The sequence below is a fragment of the Tepidimicrobium xylanilyticum genome (assembly GCF_900106765.1).
GTDB lineage: Bacteria > Bacillota > Clostridia > Tissierellales > Tepidimicrobiaceae > Tepidimicrobium > Tepidimicrobium xylanilyticum.
Genome location: NZ_FNNG01000007.1, coordinates 1 through 20,563 on the forward strand (window position 1 = coordinate 1; position 20,563 = coordinate 20,563).

Here is a 20,563-nt window from a genome sequence, read left to right on the forward strand (position 1 = left end):
CTTGGTATATCTAACTCAATTTCTCCAAAACGAGTGCTTACAGTCTTTTTCGTAGTACCATTTCTACGATTATCTGTATTTTTGTTCTTTTTATCTCCTTTTACATATCCTAATTCTACCTCTAATTCTGCCTCTAACATCTCTTGTAGTGCATCTTTAAACATTTCTTTAAGATATGTGTGGAGATCATTTACTGTTTTTAAATCTCCATCTACTATCATATTTCTTAAAACTTCCTTTGGTAAAGTTGCCATAAAAAATTCTCCTTTCTAGTTTTGGTCTTATTTAGATTCTTGCCAGAAAAGAGAATTTTATTTCCTAAAAGCACAAATTATTTTACACTACCTAATTGTGCATTGATAAAAATTATCAGTTGGACTATTATATCTGCATTTCTTCCCTGTTCGTTATAGCCATAGTTATTGGCGGCACTACTTGCTTCTTCCTAGACAACACTCCCGGAGCATAAAATGAATTATTGACAATGATTTTTCCAAAAGCATTGGCTATTAACTCTTTATATTCTCCTACTACTACCATTTCTGACGCTTCGTTGAATATGTCTGTTAACATCAATATAAATGTGGAATATCCTTGACTATTCCTTCTTTCTTCCATAGTTGATATTAGCTCTTGCTTTAAACCCTTTAAACTCTCTAAATCCATAGTATATACTTGAGCAATGCCTATCTTACTTTCATTAATATTAAATACTTTTAAATCTTGGTTTAGTAATTGTTTCGGTGTTTTATCTACTAAAGAAGTTCCCGCCTTAAACATTTCCATAGCAAATTCTTCTACATTTAAATCTGCAATTCTGGCTAATCTTTCTAACATGATCCTATCCGTGTTGGTAGATGTGGGAGATTTAAATAATAAAGTATCAGATATTATAGCAGCTGCTAATACTCCAGCTATTTTCTTCGAAGGCCTTCTTCCATTTTCAAACATTATGGATGCTATTATTGTTGAAGTGCTTCCCACTGGTTCATTTCTGAAATAAATAGGGTAACCTGTATATACATCAGCTATCCTATGATGGTCAATAATTTCTAAAATCTCACATTCCTCAAGCCCATCTACAGATTGACTCCTTTCATTATGGTCTACTAGTATTACTTTCTTCTTCATGCTAGATATTAAATGGTATCTAGAAATTAAACCTACTACTCTATTGTTATTATTATCATCAATAACCGGGTAGGACCTGTATCTAGTCTGAGACATTTTCTCCTTAACGTTGTCTACTAAATCGTCAAGAGCAAAAGTTACCAGATTTTCCCTAGTCATTACTTGGCTAATAGGAATAGATTGGGTTATCAATCTTGAGGTTGTAAAGGTATCGTGAGGTGTTGTTATAAGGGTAACTCCCTTTTCTTCAGCAATGTTTATAATATCTTCATCCATTTTCACATTTCCAGTTACAATCATTAATGAAATATTGTTCTCAATTGCTATTTTTTGTACATCCTTCCTATTACCACATATGACTACATCGTTCTCTTCCAAGTATTCTACTACGGTTTTAGGTTCCATGGCTAAAACTAAAATTTTCCCCTGTAAAGGTTTCATATTCTTTGGAATTACAATGGCTTCTGCTGACAGTGTATCTATTATATTATCTATGGTTGTACCCGATTTGCCTAAAATACCATTGTCCCAGACATCAATATAGGAAGATATGATATCAGAAATGGTAACTATTCCACATAGCTGTTCATTTTCTTCTATAACTGGAAGACTATTTAAATTGTTCTTCTTCATTATCTCCAATGCCATCCTTAAGGATATATCTGGACTGACTGGAGCAATTTTATCAAAGTCTAAATCTTCAACACTAAGCTTCACAGTTTCTAAAAGCATCGGGGGTTCTACTCCAAAATAGTCTAAAATGAACTTGGTTTCCCTATTAACAGGACCTAATCTCACTGGAATTGCGTTTACATCTCCATTTCCATTTTTATATTCTGCATAGGCTATAGCAGAGCAAATGGAATCTGAATCCGGATTTTTATGTCCTATTATGTATACCGTTTCCTTCATAAAATCCCTCCACTACTGTAGTCAATACATTGTTTTTACCTTACTAGTTCAATACATATAATTAAATTAAAAAGTGGGTCTCGGTTATTAAATGATACTCCCCAACTTAATTATCATCATATTCTCCACTTTTGTATTTATCATATTCTATTAATACCTCATATAAACCTTCACGAACAACATTATGCTTTTTCAATAATTCTCAACCTCTCCTTATCCAAATCTTCAATTACCCTAATGATATCACCTAAATCTGATTCTAACCTTCTCACTATGCCATTAACTTTACTAATGGTATCACTTACCTTTTCCTTTGCCTCATTTATTCTAGATTGAAGTGTTAGATCGACAAGTAATCCATCGAAAAAATAGTCTGCAAAGGTTAAAAATGAACCTATATCAATATCAATATTCACATGTCCATCTACATCCTCTAATTCCCTATAAAATTTTGAAAGCAATGTTTGAACTCTTGAGATTTCCGATTTTGCTTGGTCTATTTTAGAATGTTTAGCCATGGTTACAATCATGCCTCCAGCTAATACATCCCATAACCCCCAGTTACTTGCAGATTGTAAACTTTCATCAACCTGTCTAAGTGAATACAATAAGGACTTCCCAGCTCCAATGGCCTCTTCAACTTCCTTCTTCTTGTCTATGTAATAAGATTCCTTTTCTATAATCTCATCTAATCTATTTCCTATTTCAATATCTAAAGTTCTAATGAGTTTCTTCTTTTCATCTATTATTAACCTATACTCACTATCTAGATCACCAAGTCTTTTTATATTCTCTTTTATGGTTGCAATACCCTTATTCAAATCCATAATTTCTTCATTCACTGCATCAACTTTTAATTTTGCTGCTAAAGCTTCCTCTTTTTCTTTTTCTAATTTTTCAAACTTCCTTCCAATAATGGTATTAATAAAATTGGCAATGGATATTCTTTCAAGCTTTTCCACATCCAGTTCTTCTTTTCTCAATTGTTCAAGCAATTTTGCTTTCTTCTCTTCTAAAACCCTTTTTTGTTTTTCAGCATTCTCAAGCATCTTAAGAAGTCTTTCCTTCTCTCTCATATTAGACTTAATATTTAGTAACCTTTCATTCAATTCTTTCATAATAAACCTCCATAACAGTTAATGGATTTGCAATTTTATGAAGACTGAAAACTATAATCCATTATATTAGACTTTATTCCCATATGAAAGTGGATGCTCAAAAGAAGAATTAGAAAAATTAGAATACTCTCTAGTTCTTTTTCCTCTTAAGAATATTCTCATTCTTTATTGCAAAAATATCAAATTTCAAAATAATTTTTTGTTAAACTCTTTTTGAAACATTTCTGAGTAATATAATATCAATAGACTTCTAAATGTTAAATCACATATACGCCTTTTTTCAGATTTCCAGTCTTTCTCTAATGCTAAACCTATATAAGTTCCCCATTTTGTAAAGTAATAATGTCTTAGTTTCTTATTAAACAACCCATCATTTTCTTCTAATATTTTTGCTAGAAAGTCAACTTGCTCTTTCAATTCACTAATATGTCTGACTACATTAAGTCTAGATAACAATTCTAACCTATGAAACCACATCATCCAATCTCTATCCTTAAAATTGCTTATATTTGGGATAAAGTCATGCATGCAGAAAGAAGCTGGTGCAATCAGCTGATGTCCCTTTAATACATATATATCTGGAATAGGAGATAACTTAACTAATTGTCGTATTGAAGTAGTGACCATCTTTTTATTTTTTTCATTTCTCCATCCCTTGGTAAAAGCAAGTAATCTTAAATCATATATACTTGGCCATTTTACTCCATCAACAAAAATCAACTTGTCTTTATACTGCTTTGTAATATCTTCTATTTTGCTTACAGTAATAACAAATCTAAACTTATCCAGTGAATTTTCTATCTGTTTTTGAATAAACTCTTTATTTTCTATGCCAGCATAAGTAAATACAGTAGCCCTAATTAATTCTGAACCTCCAAATCCCTTTTCATCTAATATTTTCCCTACCTTAAATAGACACCCTTTATCAAATGTATCCTGTCTTTTTTCCAATTCATTTAACATTCTTGCCATTGAAGGGTGTCCAGATAATATACCTTTTTCTGATAATACCCTTATCGCAGTCTCAATTCCTTTTTCACTATGAAAATCTTCATCTATCCAACCATTTACATTTTGTTTCTCAATAAACTCTTGGACTAGTTTATCCCTTAAAATTTGATCTTGTAAACTTTTCTCTTCATCTATATCTATATGATTTAAAATTTCTTTTTTGATTCTATATATTATTGATGGACAAGCATTATTAAATATAAATTCTAAAGTTCTATTCATTAATTTCTCCTTTCATCGTTAATTAATAAACACTTATGAAATATAATACTTCTAATTTGAATTAACTATTTTTTCATAAAGTTAAAACTTACTATCCTTATAATATACTTTAAATGGTAAATAAGTTATTCCTGACTTTTCCCACTCCTCTATCAATTGTGGTAAATACTTATCATCATTAAAAATTGCAATCCCACAATCCCCTCCACCTGCTCCAGAGGGCTTTGCGTAGCCATTTAATTTTGATGCTATATGGCATAATTTAGTTAATAGAGGTGTTTCTATAGTTATGCCTAGATTCTTGCCTAATTCCACTAGAAGTTTTCGATTTATATTGATTTGCTTTTGTATTTCATCAATGTCTTTCTTTTTAAATGCAGCAATCATTTTATCCACACATCTTTTACTCTCATACAAAAAGTTTTCATAGGATATATTGTAAATAGTTTTCCTATCATCTACCTGAGTTACTAAATTCGATGTAATTGCAGGCTTACCTGTCCATCCAACGATCAATTTTAATTCTCTAGGAGGCGTTAGATATTCTATTGACAGATTTGGCCATGGTTTATTTAACAATTGGGTAATTGTATTCTCCTTTTCCTGTTCTATTACCCAATTCCTATCAAAGGACGTATAAGCAATCCAACCTCCATAAACGCTAGCAGCAATATCACCACAGGACCCTTTTGGATTTATAGCCAAATTTGCTAAAGCAGATAACTTAAATAATCCCTCATTAGATACATTAATTTTATAGTGAGTACACAGTGCTTTTACCGTAGCTACTATAACTGCTGCACTAGAACCTAATCCATATTTTATTCCTTCTTTAGTTTCCAACTGACTAACAACCTTTAAATGATAATATACTAATTCTTTACCCAACTCTTTTGCATAATTTTCAACTATTTTAATGGCAGAAAGTATATGGGATAATCTATTACAATCTTTGGTTAGTACAATTTCTCCATCTTCTCTACTCCAAAAAACCTTATCATTATTAGATATTATGCTCCCTTTATCTAGGGATCCTATTAATGAAACTGTAATACCCTTATCAATAGCTACTAAAATTGCAGGATATCCTGGTTCTAGTACCGCATAATCACCAGCTATGAATAACTTGCCAGACGCAAAAGTTTTAATCATACATACATCTCCTTTATAGAATAGTAATACCAGGTCCTGGTTTAGCAATTATAACTTGATCTGGGTCAAAAAACTGAATCAACCTGTCTTTAATTTTATGGCTTTCCGATAGTCTACATAGTATTTTAACATTAGGTCCTGCATCCAGAGTAAAATAGCAATAAATCCCTTCTCTTCTCAGTTGTCGTACTATCTGCATTACCTTAAGACTATCTGGTTCCCAGTAGCAAAATGGCGGGTTAGCTCCTAACATAATAGCATGCATTTTTAATCCATTTCTTTCAGCAATTAAGCCAGTCTTTTTAAAATCTCTATTTCTGATTGCAATTTTAATATGTTTTAAATCTTCTTCAGCACTTTCCACCCAAACTTTATAGAAAGGTGAAGTATCAACTGTCCGCTTCATTCCTTCTCTGCTTGATATTAACTTTTCCATGCTATTTACCATAACGATTACTATTCCAATATCCCATTGAGCATCATCTATTGGCACCGCATAGGAATCTTGATGGGAGGAACCTTTCTTCCATTCTACAAATCCTCCATAAATACTCCTTGCTGCACTACCTGAGCCTTGCCTTGCATATATGGATAATTGCCTATTATCTAAATTTAATCCACTTGCCACATTTGCAGCTGCTGCCAAGGCAGCAAAGCCTGATGCGGAGGAAGCCAACCCTGCTGCAGTAGGCACATAGTTTCTGCTCTTCACTACTGCTGATAAATTTAACCCAGCAGCCTTTCGAAACAAATCCAAAAATTTGCTAACTTTTTCTGTGGTATCTTTCCCTTGAAGCTTATCATTTAAATAGAAATAGTCCCTATCCACATCTTTCCTAAAAATTACTTCCGTTTCAGTGTAAAAACAATCTATGGTAAGGGAAAGACTGCTATTCATTGGTAGAACCAATTTTTCGTCTCTCTTTCCCCAGTATTTAATCAAAGCAATATTGGCATAGGCTCTTGCCCTTCCCCTACTCTTCATTGCCATCAACTCCCATATTAGATATCCAAGTATTTTCTGCCCCATTTAATATCAATTTATTTGATAATTTAATTGCTTCATCTTTAGTAGCAGCTAGGGCAATCATACATCCACCTCTGCCACCGCCAGTTAATTTAGCACCTAATGCTTCATTTCTCATTGCCACAGAAACTAAATGATTCAACTTATCATTGCTTACACCTAGCTTATCTAATATTAAATGGGCCTTGCTCATAATTTGCCCAAGTTTTACAATATCCTTTGATTCAATGGCATCCTTTGCATTTCGAGTTAAAAAACCTAATTGTTCAATCAATGATCTGCCTTTTTGGGGATTTAAATCTATTAATTTTCTTACATCATTAACAGCAGCTTGGGTTTTGCCTAATTCGCCAGTATCTGCCACTATCAAATATGCATCTAATTTAAATGGAAAAGGTATAAAAGACTTCCCTTTAATATAATAAATGGGTTCTTCCCCTATGACAGTTGCTGCATCAATACCACTTGGATTCCCATGGACTATTTTTTCCGATATGTTTGCCCATTTAAACAAGTCCTCTTTGGTTAAGGGCTGACGGAAAAAATCATATAAAGCACGAATAGTTGCCACTGCAACTGCAGCACTAGAACCCATTCCCCTTTCTGGTGGAATGGTGCTTTCAATTCTTATCCGAAAATCCTCTAACTTTTCATCGAAACTATTTACAATGTCCCTAATAATAGTAGTTAATCCTAGTAGCCTATCTGGCACTTCTGAAAAAAATCCATTATAGAAAAAGCAATCCAATGTTAAAGAGCCTTCTTTTCTATAAATAGCAGTTTTAACCTTAGTCGCGGGAAAAGGCATCGCCAATGCAGGCTGACCATGAACTACTGCATGTTCTCCTATTAAAATTACTTTCCCAATAGCTATGCCTATGCTAATTTCATCTCCCATACTATGCTCCCTCTTTACTAAATATTGTTTTTAATCCCTAAGCTCTTTCAACAATTCTATCTCCTTTTTATACCCCTCTAGTTCATTAGGGGTTTCTAGATAAAAAGGAAGGTCCTTTAATAAAGGGTGATTTATTATATTCTTAATGGCGTCTAATCCTATGGTTCCTTCCCCAAGCCTAGCATGTCTATCTTTATTACTATCAAATTCTATCATACTGTCGTTTAAATGGATGGCCTTCAACCTTTCTAACCCAACTATTTCGTCAAATTCTTCTAAAACCCCATCTAAATCCCCTACAATATCATAGCCTGCTGAATAAACATGACAAGTATCAAGACAAACCCCTACCAATTCATCATATTTTACCCCACCGATTATAGCTTTTAACTCCTGAAAATTTCGGCCTATTTCAGTTCCTTTCCCTGACATGGTCTCCAATAGTATCATAGTTGTTTCATTACCGGTTATTATCTCATTTAAAGCATCTATTATTCTCTGAATACCATACTCTACACCCATTCCAACATGATTTCCAGGATGAAAATTAAAATAGGGTATGGAAATTTCATTCGCCCTTTTATAGTCTTCCTTAAGTATCCTTTTAGCCATTCCATAGGTTTTATCCTTATGGGAAGCCAAATTAATAATATATGGAGCATGGGCTAGCAAAGGTCCAAAATCATGTTTCCTTAATATTTCCCGCATCCCTTCAACATCTTCTAAATCCAATTCCCTATTAGATGAGCCTCTTGGATTTCTACTAAAAAACTGAAAAACATTAGCTCCTATATCTAAAGCCAATTCTGCAGCCTTCTTGTAGCCTCTGGCAATAGTTAAATGACAACCTATAAGCATTAAATCATCCTTTCTATGACATCACACAAATCCCTAATCAATAATAAAACCACTTTGTAGGCAATAAAAAGGTCCAAGGCATGGTAATAATCGCAATGGTCAATGCAAGCTTAAACCTAGTACTTAAATCTTCTATTAATTCTTTAAAAGTAATCCTGTAGTTAAATAGGAATATAAAAAATCCCGACATTAATATGGCAAATAGAATTATGATAACAGCCCATATATTGCTGAAAGGGTCATAATTTATTCCAGATAATAGTTCATTGGATAAACCAAAAGAATCACCTAATATTCCCAATATAAATAATATTATAGCACCAATAAAATCGGCCAAAAATCCAAAAATCCATACTTTGACTATACTTTTTCTATAAAAGGACGTCATACTATAATGAAAATCTGCCAATTTAAATATCTTAAAACAAGCTAATATTACTAAAGAATCGATTATATAGTTTCCTATCAAAGTTATGAATATAACTGGTGGAAAAAATAATAAAAGCCATATGGGAAAAATAATATTATTTAATCTTATATCTTTCATCTACTCATCTCCTTAATATTGATTTAATAACTTAGAACATGCTTAGCTGCTGATAGTCTCTATCTTCACATCTTTCAATTATAAGGCTATCATCCATATTCCTTTTTAGTATCTTTTTTAATTCTTCAGTAGGGGTATTTTTCTTTAGCCAAACACCTACCATATCATCCTTTATTATAAGAGGCATCCTTGAATGAATAGATTTCATATTCTCATTAGCTTCAGTAGTTATTATAACAAACATTAGCCTTTCATTTGAATTTTCGTCAATAGTAATCTTATATATCCCTGCAAGAGACATTAATGGATTGCTTTGCAAACTGATCTTGTGCCTTATCTTCTTCTTATCTCCTTCATCTTTCCATTCATAAAATAGATTAGCAGGAATAATACATCTTCCATTATAAAACGAATCTTTAAACATGGGTTTCTCCATGATAGTTTCAGCTCTTGCATTTATTACAACTCCCTTTTTATTTATATATGGAAAACCCCAGTTTGCAAGTATAATGGTTCTATCATTATTTTCTACAAGAATAGGCACATCTTTAGTGGGATAAACATCTCCCCTATCAAATTCCTTAATCTCCCTTTTGTATACTCCATAGGTTCTAGCAATCTCTTCAATATCCGTATCTAATAAAAACCTTCCACACATATATGAACCTCCCTGTAACGAAAATATTAATAACAAAAATACCTTTATACCATTTATACTACAATATATCCTATTTCCCATTATATCGTTTTCATTCATTATACCCTATATTGATGTGTTAAATGTTTTAATTTTTCTATGGCTTCCATATAAAATATGATATAATTTATTCTAGTTATAGAAAAGCTATTATAAATATAGTTTTAAACCAATATGGATTAATTTATATTAAACCATTTTATCCCTAACAGAAGGAGTATTTGCTTATGTTCAATCTGAAAAGAAAGGCATTCAAAAATTTCGATTTCATACTATTTATAACAGTTATAATCCTTTGCCTATTTGGAATCGTAATGATTAAATCTGCTACCTTAACATTTGAAACCAATCGTTTTGTTAAGGTGCAGTTTATCTCTACAATATTAGGCATTTTAGCCATAGTATTTTTATTATTGTTTGATTATCAGCTTTTAGGGAAATTTTATATTCCCATTTATATAGTTTCAGTATTGTTATTAGTAGCAGTAATTTTTTTTGGGACTGGAGATGAGCAATGGGGAGCAAGGTCCTGGTTATCCATTGGAGGTTTTACCTTTCAACCTGCTGAAATTGCAAAAATAGGGATTATAATCTTTCTAGCTAAATTTATTGAGAAAAACGAAAGTGAAATAAACAGGCCCTTTACCCTATTTAAAATACTGTTGTTTTCTGGAATACCCATTTTGTTAATTGCAAAGCAACCTGATCTAGGTACTGCTATAGTATTTGTGTTCTTCGTATTGGTAATGCTCTTTGTAGCAGGTTTAGATTGGAAGTACATTGGCTATGCAATACTAGCTGGAGTATTGAGTCTTCCAATACTATGGTTCTCCCTTGAAGATTATCAGCGAGATCGTATATTAAATTTCTTAGAGCCAGAAAGAGACCCTTCTGTAACAGGTTATCAAGCATTACAATCAAGAATTGCAGTTGGATCTGGAAAGGTATTTGGAAGAGGCTTATTCCAAGGAACCCAAACCCAATATAATTATCTACCTGAAAAACAAACTGATTTCATTTTTGCTGTAGTTTGTGAGGAATTAGGTTTAATAGGAGGACTAGCCATAATACTTTTATATTTCATACTCCTCTTTAGGCTTATTAAAATTGCAAAAAATAGTAAAGACACTTTTGGTTCCCTTCTGATTACTGGCTTTGCTGCCATGTTTTTATTCCATATATGGGAAAACATTGGAATGACCATAGGACTTATGCCAGTAACTGGTATTCCCCTTCCCTTTTTAAGTTATGGAGGAACCTTCCAATTGATAAACTTAATATGTATTGGAATTGCCTTAAGCGTTTCTGTTCATAAAGAAGGTCTGAATTTTTAGCTGCATCTTGCAGCTTTTTTATTGAATAGTACCTTGTATTAAAAGGTAGCATAATATATAATATAGTTAATCATATTTGGAAGGGAATGCTTATGAATATTCAATTTAAAAAAGGAGTATTGGAACTATGCGTTTTATCTTTGTTAACTAAAAGGGAGTTTTACGGTTACGAATTAGTAGAATACATATCAGAATATATTAATATATCTGAAGGAACTATATACCCCCTTTTAAGACGATTTAGAAAAGAAGGATATGTAACAACTTATCTACAAGAATCTCAAGAAGGCCCTCCAAGAAAATACTATAGAATTACAGAGGAAGGATTATCAGCTTATGAAGAACTATTAAAAGAATGGGAAGAATTCACAATTGGAGTTAATAACATTATAAGGGGTGATTTTGTTGAATAGGACGGAATATATCAATACCTTGCGTAATGGATTGATGGGGCTGCCAGAAAACGAAATTATGGATATTTTATACGATTATGAAGAACATTTTGAAATAGGCTTATCTAAAGGAAAATCGGAGGAAGAAATTGCAAGGGAATTAGGTGACCCTAGAAATATAGCAAAATCCTACAAGGTATCTTCTACTATTTCAGAGGCGAAAAACAATCCATCACCTAAAAATTTGATTAAAGCTATATTAGCTGCCATGGCATTAGGCATTTTCAACTTGATCATCGTTTTAGGTCCATTTTTATTAGTCATAGGACTGTTATTTGGCCTCTATGCTGTTTCGATATCCTTTATAGTTGCAGGGATTGGTTCCTTCTTTGGTACAATAGTAGCACCTTTCTTCCCTTATACTATTAGTATAGGCTTCTATCCTATAACAGCTATATCCTTTGGAATTGGTTTAATTGCATTAGGTCTGTTGATGGGTATTGGATGCTTTTATTTAACTAAACTATTGTATCAAGGAATTATTAAATATTTAAGATGGAATATAGATATTATCAATAAGTAGGGGGTAATTTCCATGAATATAAAGAGATTAGTTTCTATATTAATTGGTGTGACGTTAATAGCTTTCGGTGTAGGATTTTTGAGTCTGAGATTAGCTGGAAGTTATTCAATAAATGCAAATAGAGATAAAAACTATTCGGTAAATATAAACAAATCATGGGCAAATAATAGTAATGGTAAATATAAAGAAATAGATGAGAAAGAATTTATATCCTTAGATGGAATTAAAGAAATAGATGTCGATGTAGATATGGCAAGCATTAAAATTGTAACTGAGGATAGAGAAGATCTGTCCTTACACTACTATGGCACAATTTCAAATCATATTAGGACGGATTTAAGCAAAAAAGTATTTGGAAATAAATTAGTTCTTGAAGCTATGGCCCAAATCAATACCAATAAAAATTTAAATAAGTCAATGAAAGCCGATTTATACCTAGATATAATTATTCCCTCCTCATATGCAAACAAGTTAAACTTAAAGACTGATCTCGGTTCTGCAAATATTGAAGGATTGAAACTAGACAAAATGTATGCTTATGGGGAATTGGGAGATGTAAATGTTAAAAATTCAACATTTAAAGAGTTGGATATTAAAGCCTCCCTAGGTGAAATAAATATAGATAATGTAGTTGCAGCAAAAAATAAACTTAATGCAGATTTGGGTTCCATAAAAATCAATAATCTTAAAGGCTCTTTAGATGCAAAGACTAATTTAGGAAGTATAGATATAAAATATGATAAGTTGGATTGGGATATAAAGGCAGAATCAAGCTCAGGTAGCATAAAAATAGTGTTGCCTAAGAATTCAAATTTCACCATCGAGGCTAACACCAATTTAGGTAGTATAGAATCCAGTATGCCATTAGATATCAAAGAGAAAACCAATACTAGATTATCTGGTAAATCTGGCAATGGAAAAAACTCTATAACCCTCATTGTGGATTTGGGAAGTATCAACATTGAAGGGAAATAAGATAATAGGAGGAGTAAATGTTGCAAAATAAAAGGCTTTTGAAGGAAACACTAATATTAGTATTGATAGGAATTCTAATTTCTTCTATAAGTTGTAGTAAAGCATATAAAAGCATTTCTATTAATGATAGTCCCTTAACTACGAAAGAAAAAATGGAGGATTTTGAATATACCTATAATATCATAAAAGAAAACTATCCTTTTTTAGAAGTAAATAAAAGGCTACACGGTGTAGACTGGCTAGCCAATAAGGATGAATATATAGAAAGGATTAAAAATACAAGAACGGATGATGAATTCATAGAAGAATTATCGAATATAATGAGAGAACTTAATAATGGCCACACCCATGTGGTACAGAAGGAGCATTTTAAATGGTATTATAAAGTCTATTCGCAGAATAAATTCCTTTTGAACAGGCCTTGGTTTAAAGTTTTTAACGACAAAAAGGTCTTAGCGAGATACGATTACCTAGGCCAAGAAGAAAGCACTGAAGAATTCGGTTATTTTGGTAACACTGATCCTGCCTTTGAAATGGACATAATCCTTCCTGATGAAGTAGCTTATTTAAAAATCCATAGTATGGATGGTAATCGGGTAGAAGAAGATGGAAAGGAAATAAGAAGGTTTTATGAAGAAATAAAAGATTACGAAAAGCTTATAATAGATATTAGAGGAAATACTGGCGGAAGTGACTACTATTGGCAAGAAAATGTTATTTCTCCTTTAGCTAAGAAGTCAATTACCGTAAGTAATTATCTATTCATAAGAGGAGATTACGGTAACCCCTTTTACAGATCACGGGGCATAAAGCTAAAGCCCATATCTCATTTAGATCAGGATATTTTAAAAAAGATGCCAGAGGAAGTAGAAAGGAATTTCCAAAGATATTGGAAGGTTACCAAAACCATAAAACCTAAAGACCCTATAGATTTTAGGGGTAAAATATATCTGTTGGTTGATTATAGGGTTTATTCTTCCTCAGAAAGCTTTGCAGCCTTCTGCAAGGATAGCGGATTTGCTACCCTGGTAGGTGAAACCACTGGTGGGGATGGAATTGGTATTGACCCCTTATTCTTTTCGCTGCCAAATAGTGGAATAGTCATAAGGTTTAGTTCTATGATGGCTTTAAATGGGGACTTTACCATTAATGAAGAAGTAAAAACCATTCCCCATATAGAGGTAAATGCTACACCAATTAAGGATTATAGATATGACAAAGCTATTCAGTATGTAGTTAACGAAAATTAAGTTGGCATGTGCCCACTTAATTTTCGTTAAGCCTTTTTAATTTTTCTACTATCTCATTATATTCTTTATCCAATGCTTCTATAGCATCGTTTTTATCAGCCAAAGAAAGTTTTCCTAATATTTCCGATAGCTTATATTCAAGGATTGCCTTTTCTTCTAATATCTTTTTATCCATATCTTTAGATTTATTCTTGCTATCTTCCAATTCTTTTAATCTCCCATTAAAGGTTCTTATCTTTTGGTTCTCAATATAGATAATATTATCTGCAATTCTATCTATGAACCTTCTATCATGGGATACAAATAAAATAGTTCCTTCATAATCCAATAAAGCTTCTTCCACAGCTTCTATGGAGTAAATATCCAAATAATTGGTAGGTTCATCTAATATGAGCATATTAAAATCAGAGCTTAATATTTTCGCTAGTGAAACCTTAACCCTTTCCCCACCGCTTAATACCTTAACCTTCTTATATACATCTTCCCTTTTAAACAACAATCTAGCAAGTATAATCCTTATGGTGGTTTCATCATAAATACTTGTTTTCATAATATTTTCTATTATGGATTTATTCTCATCTAATATGCTTAAATCCTGACTAAAATATCCTATTTTTGCTTTACGGGATATTTTAATACCCTTTTCCTCATTCATTATCATGTTTAGTAAAGTAGTTTTTCCACTACCGTTATCCCCTATAAGGGCAGTTTTACTGCCATTATAAATTTGAAAATTCCCCTTCTTAAATAATGTTCTCTTACCAAAGGATTTATTTATATCTTGACCTTCTATAAGGATCTTTGTGTGAATTTCGTCTCCCAATATATCTACCCTTACTTTTTCTAGATCCTTTACCTTCTCCTTCACCTCTAACTTTTCTAACCTGCTTTGTATAGCCTTTGCTTTTTTCTCTAAGCTCCTCTTTGCGCTTTGATTCCCCATTTTATGAAGTCTAGCTTCTGAAATTCCCATCCGTCTTGGTGTTTTCTTAATACTTCTAGACTTGTTTTTGGTTTCAATGATTGCCCTTTCCAGTCTCTTTTTCTCCTTAATATACTTTTCATATTCTAATTCCTTAGTTTTTCTTTCCAGCTCCTTCTGTTCTTTATGGTCAGAGTAATTCCCATCATATAATTTTACATGACCATCTTCAATTTCCAAAATCTTATTACATACCCTATCTAGTAAATCCCTGTCATGGGAAACTATTAACAAGGCATTATCGAAATTTAATAACTTTTCTAGCAGCATATTAATTCCATCTAAATCCAGATTAGATGTAGGCTCATCTGCAAGAAGCAGGCTGCAATCTTTGGAAAAAGCTTCAGCTATTTTTAGTCTGGTCAATTCTCCCCCACTCATATAGGATTTGCTCTTACCCTTCAAGCCAAATTCTGATATATACTTTCCGTGGGCTATTTCTGCATTTCCATATTCCAACTGTTTGATATAGGATATATTCCCAAATCTTCTTATAAATCCTTCATCTGGCAATACGTCTTTGGAAATCAAGTTTAACAAAGTGGTTTTCCCACTGCCATTTAAACCAACTATTCCTACCTTATCTTCCCTATATATTTTTAAATCCTTAATATCTAGAATCAACCTGTCTCCATAATATTTTTTCAGCTTACTAATATCTAAAACAAGCATAAAAAAACCCTCCTTATATAGGAAGGGATTAATTATCATTTATAATAAAATATAGAAATTATACATTGGCAAAGTTATACTAATGTTTATAGAAATATATAATAAATGATAAATTTAATCGCCTTCCGAACATCTTTCAACAACAATAAAGCCTATTAAAATAGGCAGTTTAAGACTTAGATTAAAATGTTCTAAATAGCGAAGGCTTACATTCTCATTATTATATATTTCCATCCTTTCTTACTTACTTACTTACCAATATTTTATCAAATTTTTATTGAAACTTCAATAATTTAGAGTAAATAGGTACATTTATTCTCTAGACGACAAACTAATTTTGAACATCTGGTATTATTATCTCATGGTTTAACTTTAGAAATAAACTATAATCCTTACACTAATTTTTCAAGATTTTTACTATAAAAATTACTCTGATTATAAAGGGCCATATTTTTATTCAGCTTTTTGGAAATAGTTTCACAGTTACTTGAGCAAGTTTAATAATTCAAAATTAATGATTTTACTAATTTTTTCAGTGCAAAAATGGTTTCATCTCATTAATGTCAAATAGTAAAACTGTCTGTATTCTTTAGCTAATGGACATTTTAGCAGATCTATATCATCAGTACATTTTCTTATTTAAAACAAAATATTTGAATACCAGTTTTACATGCCCCAACATTTATTTTAAAACCTAAGCAAATTGGTGCATTGCTTCTATTATCAATGCACCAATAAATAATAAATCAAAATCATATACATCATTTAAGCTTCTTTAAGGCTTCCTGATTTATATAAAGCAGGAACCATTAACTTTATTAATATAGAATAAGTAGGAATATTTACTGCTTGTCTGGTTGCAGCTTTTGTCATGGTTAAAAATAAAGGATGATCAAAGAGAATATTTCTGAAATAAGGCACCATAAAAACGCTTGTTGTTACTTGTCCTACGAATATAGCTATAAATATTTTCCACAAGGATGGCTTATTCCAGTTTAAATTCAGTGTTTTTACTAATATTCCAGGAATTATGCCCGTAAGGGCTGAAGTGAGTACAAAATGTGGCATAAAAGGTCCTGTAGGCCTTAAAAAATGACTAAGAATATCTCCGACAGCACCCACTATACCTCCAACCATAGGCCCAAAGACCACCCCTCCAAATATAATGGGAAATCCTCCAAAATTAATTATACCTGGAATAATCAGTATCCTTGATAGTACGATGTTTAAAGCTATTAAAAAACCTGAAACAACGATAGTTTTTGTGTTTAGTTTTTTCACAAAAAAATACCTCCTTTCTGTAAGATATGACAGCCTGTCACATCAGAAAGAAGATATTACTGAAGTGACAGCGAACGCGATAATATGTCGCAAGCCGAAGCTTTTCGTTTAGAGGCAACGTTCCATCCTCTAACACTTTACGCATATTATCTACTCTGTCATTTTGATTTTTTTCATAAAATTTCATATACTACTAAAAGTATACATCAATGTGAAATACTAGTCAAGCAATAAATACAAATAAATTGTAGAACTCATTCTATATAACTGGACATAGTCTTGAAATTATGTTCTAATTTATAGCTTTAGATTATGGTATAATATAGCAATAGCATAACATTTCTTAATATTGCTAAAGATCGTGTACTAGGAGGATAATTGGAAAACTTAAATAACTTTCAGAACTCTTCTTAGTTAATCAAGAAGATATAATAATTGGAATTACTAACAAACAAATATCAGACGTATGCATTTTTATTGGTATAGTAATAGGCCTATCTAAAAATTTTAATATTATATAGAAAACAAATTGGCCTTCCTGTAAAATATTATAAGAGTATACTAAATAATGGGCTTAATTAGCACTAGCTTCTTAATTTAGAGGTGAATACATTATATAATAAGATTACATTATAAGAACTAGTAATTCCCCTAAAATTAAAAGTTCATTTTACATATGGAGGTGTTAATATCAGAAAGTTAATGGATAGTGTTGCAAAATCGGTAGAAATTAAAGGATCTTTTTACTATTTTTTTTGGATAACTTTTATTGGAACACAGCTATTAATTGATTACAGTAATTATGAATATTATAAATTTATGACGACTGTTAGAACGGTATATTTAGCAATCTATTTTATATTGGTCTTATCTTCCTATGTCTATTATAAACTCAACAAGAAGGATTCAAAAAATACTAGAAATTATATGATAATACTAGGTGTGCTATTAGTTTCTTACTTGTTTAAACTTAGTAGATTATGAAATGAGAACGGATCATTTGCATTAATTCAAAACCCTATGGAAGGGGATGCAAATTGATCCGCTTTTTTGCATTAATTTGAAACTTTTTTAAGCTTTTATCCGTCTTATATATAGAATCTTGTTTTTAGGAGGTGCTTTAAAATAGAACTATCTACAAAAGAATTTGAAACATTATTCAAAAAATATAAAGGCGATATCTATAGAATAGCATATACCTATGTAAATAATGAAGCAGACGCTCTAGATATTGTCCAAGAAACAGCCTATCAGGCTTATATTTCAAAAGATAAAATAAAAGACAAGCTTAAGTTTAAATCATGGCTTTTAAAAATAGCCGTCAATAAATCGAAAGATCTACTTAGAAAAAATAAAAATATTCTATTAGATGATTTATCAAGTGCAAAAGTGCTGAAAACAGAGGAAAAAGAAAGTATTAATATGTTCATGGATAATTTAAAAACCTTATCTATAGATGAAAAGAACATTATTGTTTTAAAAATATATTTTGAATATACCTTTGAAATAATTTCAGATGAACTAAAGATGCCAATAAGCACAGTTAAGACAAAATATTATAGAGCATTGGAAAAATTAAAGATTGAGGAGGGTGTATATGACAGATAAGTTAAGAAATATGTTGAATAGTATTCCTCTTCCTGATAATTTAGATGAAAGTATAAACTTAGGTTTTGAAAAGGGAAAAGAATATAATAACATCAGAAAAACAGAATTAAAAAGATCATTAATTGCTGTAGCAGCTTCATTAACTATAATTATCAGTTCAATAAGTATAATAGGATTAGAAAGGGTCGAAGCAGCCCTAAAACAAGTGCTACAATATGTTCCCGGATATAATATTCTAGTGAATAAAGATGAAGGAATAGTTTTAACCCTTAAAGAACAAGTATATTATGAGGAGGATGAAACCTTTGTTAAGATTATAGCTGCATCTAAATTGGATAATAACCTAACAGTTAGCATAGAAAGTAATTATGACTTAATTGATAATGAAAAAGTTTTGTTAAAAGATGAAAAAAATAATATCTCCCATCCAAAAATCTGTGGTAAAGCAGGCGGTGGAGATTTTTGGCAAGGAGATTATATTTATGAAGTAGAAGGAGAATATAGGGATTATAGCTTGATATTGGGAAACTTGGAGATTCCTTTCACTCTAGAAAATGCAAAAGAAGTAGAAGATTTTTTACAACTAGGGCCCTATGCTCAAGATAAGGGAATTAGCATTGTAGCCATTAAAAAACCTATGGATGATAAAATTATGGTAAGTTTATTGAATAGATCCAAAGATAGAAAAATTGTAGACTATCCCTTTGAAGAAAATTTATCCATATCTGTTTGGAACCCTACTTTAAACATAGATAAAAGCATGTATCTAATAGATAAGGAAGGAAATAAAACATATCCTACAATACCATCTTCCTTTGGTAGCCTAATGTCAGATTTTTATTTCCATATTATGGATAAAGAAGGGTTGAAGCTTGTATTGCCTTATGTGAAAGTTAATTATCCCGATTTGAAAACAGAGAAAATTAATATTCAAACACCAGATGATGGCGAAGTAAAAAATATTAATAAAACTCTAAATTTAGGAGATTTTAAGATAAATGTAGTAGATGTGAGAAAAGATGGGGATGAAATAATAATCAGTTTAAAGGCTAATCCTTTAGAAGATGAAATATTAGATGATGTAAGAATAGGTGGTATTTCTGGCTATGGAATCTGGTTTAATGAAGATACAGGTTTCACAGAACTATTCATAGATAAGGAAGAGGCAGGTAAGGGTTTTTCGATATATTTTGAATCACCAACAACCTTACTTTTAGGAAATTGGGAAATAGAGTTTGAATAAGTTTTAGAGGGGCTAGGTAATGATGATTAATTTTCTCTAAAGCACAAAATTACTTATAGTCTCGTACTATAATAAATGGGGATGGTTCTGTTTGTATCCTAATCTATGAAATTAGGAGTTAACGCAAAAGAACCATTCCCGTTACATTACAGGATTTCCAACATTAAATCATTAGAAGGTTATGATTGTTTACAAATTAGATTCCAGACAGCTTAAGTATACAAGGTCTTGACTTGCTATTCTTATTTGAACGGTTCTATCCGTGCAACTTCTAATCCCATAGAATACTATGCGACAAAAACTGTCCTTCTTGCATTCCATCTCGTGATGGACTGCCTTATCCTAGGTTAGCGATTGATATTTTACTCTCACTATTGGACTTTCACCAACTAGTTTAGCCTAGGTCTGATATCTAGCAAAAAGACTTGTAGAAAACCTCTGTATGACTTCACCTATCCTAGTTCCAACCTTATTTTACTTCCAAAGTTTAAATTACTATAAATAATCTTACTCGCCATTTCTTCAGAGTAATGATATCTATAAATTAATATTAATAATTTCCTTCCATCTATATAATTCCCTTTCAGTCATACTTAGCACCTACATTTTAATTTTTATTTAACCCTTATTAACACATGCTAATTATCTGCAATTATCATGTGTTAATCCC

19 protein-coding genes and 1 riboswitch are annotated in these 20,563 nt (G+C 31.5%); of the genes, 7 read left to right on the forward strand and 12 right to left on the reverse strand.

Annotated features, from left to right (window positions below):
• The 10 genes from BLV68_RS08410 to BLV68_RS08455 all read right to left on the reverse strand — a co-directional run.
• On the reverse strand, nt 1-254 hold a 254-nt coding region (locus BLV68_RS08410), incomplete at its 3' end, for a transposase (protein ID WP_200773569.1).
• 127 nt (nt 255-381) lie between these two features.
• Nucleotides 382-2,043, reverse strand: a complete 1,662-nt coding sequence (locus BLV68_RS08415; protein WP_093752805.1) for a putative manganese-dependent inorganic diphosphatase — start codon at nt 2,041-2,043, stop codon at nt 382-384.
• A gap of 182 nt (nt 2,044-2,225) precedes the next feature.
• Nucleotides 2,226-3,161 (reverse strand): hypothetical protein, encoded by a 936-nt coding sequence (locus BLV68_RS08420; RefSeq protein ID WP_093752807.1) that lies wholly within the window; start codon nt 3,159-3,161, stop codon nt 2,226-2,228.
• Nucleotides 3,162-3,347: 186 nt separating this feature from the next.
• Nucleotides 3,348-4,394, reverse strand: a complete 1,047-nt coding sequence (locus BLV68_RS08425) for a hypothetical protein (RefSeq protein WP_093752809.1) — start codon at nt 4,392-4,394, stop codon at nt 3,348-3,350.
• An 81-nt stretch (nt 4,395-4,475) separates the two neighbouring features.
• Nucleotides 4,476-5,546, reverse strand: coding sequence for a phosphomevalonate kinase (locus tag BLV68_RS08430; RefSeq protein ID WP_093752811.1), 1,071 nt, complete (start codon nt 5,544-5,546; stop codon nt 4,476-4,478).
• A 13-nt stretch (nt 5,547-5,559) separates the two neighbouring features.
• Nucleotides 5,560-6,531 (reverse strand): diphosphomevalonate decarboxylase, encoded by a 972-nt coding sequence (mvaD, locus tag BLV68_RS08435; RefSeq protein ID WP_093752813.1) that lies wholly within the window; start codon nt 6,529-6,531, stop codon nt 5,560-5,562.
• The gene (gene mvk / locus BLV68_RS08440; RefSeq protein WP_093752815.1) at nt 6,521-7,471 is read right to left on the reverse strand and encodes a mevalonate kinase; all 951 of its coding nucleotides are present in this window, start codon (nt 7,469-7,471) and stop codon (nt 6,521-6,523) included. The genes mvaD and mvk overlap by 11 nt, the downstream gene beginning before the upstream one ends.
• Before the next feature lie 30 nt (nt 7,472-7,501).
• Complete coding sequence (locus BLV68_RS08445; RefSeq protein ID WP_093752817.1) at nt 7,502-8,329, reverse strand: deoxyribonuclease IV; 828 nt, start codon at nt 8,327-8,329, stop codon at nt 7,502-7,504.
• 37 nt (nt 8,330-8,366) lie between these two features.
• Nucleotides 8,367-8,876, reverse strand: a complete 510-nt coding sequence (locus tag BLV68_RS08450) for a hypothetical protein (protein WP_093752819.1) — start codon at nt 8,874-8,876, stop codon at nt 8,367-8,369.
• Between the two features lie 31 nt (nt 8,877-8,907).
• Nucleotides 8,908-9,534 carry an SOS response-associated peptidase gene (locus tag BLV68_RS08455; RefSeq protein ID WP_159428653.1) on the reverse strand — a complete coding sequence of 209 codons (627 nt, stop codon included), beginning with the start codon at nt 9,532-9,534 and terminating at the stop codon, nt 8,908-8,910.
• A 266-nt stretch (nt 9,535-9,800) separates the two neighbouring features.
• Between BLV68_RS08455 and rodA the strand changes: the two genes are divergently transcribed.
• From rodA to BLV68_RS08480, 5 genes are all read left to right on the forward strand, one after another.
• The gene (gene rodA, locus BLV68_RS08460; protein ID WP_093752823.1) at nt 9,801-10,907 is read left to right on the forward strand and encodes a rod shape-determining protein RodA; all 1,107 of its coding nucleotides are present in this window, start codon (nt 9,801-9,803) and stop codon (nt 10,905-10,907) included.
• Nucleotides 10,908-10,999: 92 nt separating this feature from the next.
• Nucleotides 11,000-11,320 carry a PadR family transcriptional regulator gene (locus BLV68_RS08465; protein ID WP_093752825.1) on the forward strand — a complete coding sequence of 107 codons (321 nt, stop codon included), beginning with the start codon at nt 11,000-11,002 and terminating at the stop codon, nt 11,318-11,320.
• Nucleotides 11,304-11,882 (forward strand): HAAS signaling domain-containing protein, encoded by a 579-nt coding sequence (locus BLV68_RS08470; RefSeq protein WP_234949865.1) that lies wholly within the window; start codon nt 11,304-11,306, stop codon nt 11,880-11,882. The genes BLV68_RS08465 and BLV68_RS08470 overlap by 17 nt, the downstream gene beginning before the upstream one ends.
• A 12-nt stretch (nt 11,883-11,894) precedes the next feature.
• Nucleotides 11,895-12,857, forward strand: a complete 963-nt coding sequence (locus tag BLV68_RS08475; protein ID WP_093752829.1) for a DUF4097 family beta strand repeat-containing protein — start codon at nt 11,895-11,897, stop codon at nt 12,855-12,857.
• A 17-nt stretch (nt 12,858-12,874) separates the two neighbouring features.
• Nucleotides 12,875-14,107, forward strand: a complete 1,233-nt coding sequence (locus BLV68_RS08480) for a S41 family peptidase (protein WP_093752831.1) — start codon at nt 12,875-12,877, stop codon at nt 14,105-14,107.
• A gap of 16 nt (nt 14,108-14,123) precedes the next feature.
• Here the strand turns inward: BLV68_RS08480 and abc-f are convergent, their stop codons facing one another.
• Together abc-f and BLV68_RS08490 are read right to left on the reverse strand one after the other, a co-directional pair.
• On the reverse strand, nt 14,124-15,761 hold the full coding sequence (gene abc-f, locus BLV68_RS08485; protein ID WP_093752833.1) for a ribosomal protection-like ABC-F family protein: 1,638 nt from the start codon (nt 15,759-15,761) through the stop codon (nt 14,124-14,126).
• Between the two features lie 765 nt (nt 15,762-16,526).
• Complete coding sequence (locus tag BLV68_RS08490; RefSeq protein WP_093752835.1) at nt 16,527-17,042, reverse strand: folate family ECF transporter S component; 516 nt, start codon at nt 17,040-17,042, stop codon at nt 16,527-16,529.
• Nucleotides 17,043-17,108: 66 nt separating this feature from the next.
• A riboswitch (THF riboswitch) is annotated at nt 17,109-17,202 on the reverse strand.
• Nucleotides 17,203-18,167: 965 nt separating this feature from the next.
• Between BLV68_RS08490 and BLV68_RS08500 the strand changes: the two genes are divergently transcribed.
• Both BLV68_RS08500 and BLV68_RS08505 read left to right on the forward strand, forming a co-directional pair.
• Nucleotides 18,168-18,650, forward strand: coding sequence for an RNA polymerase sigma factor (locus BLV68_RS08500; RefSeq protein WP_093752839.1), 483 nt, complete (start codon nt 18,168-18,170; stop codon nt 18,648-18,650).
• Nucleotides 18,640-19,893 (forward strand): hypothetical protein, encoded by a 1,254-nt coding sequence (locus tag BLV68_RS08505; protein ID WP_093752841.1) that lies wholly within the window; start codon nt 18,640-18,642, stop codon nt 19,891-19,893. Before BLV68_RS08500 ends, BLV68_RS08505 begins: the two co-directional genes overlap by 11 nt.
• The last annotated feature ends 670 nt before the right edge of the window (nt 19,894-20,563 follow it).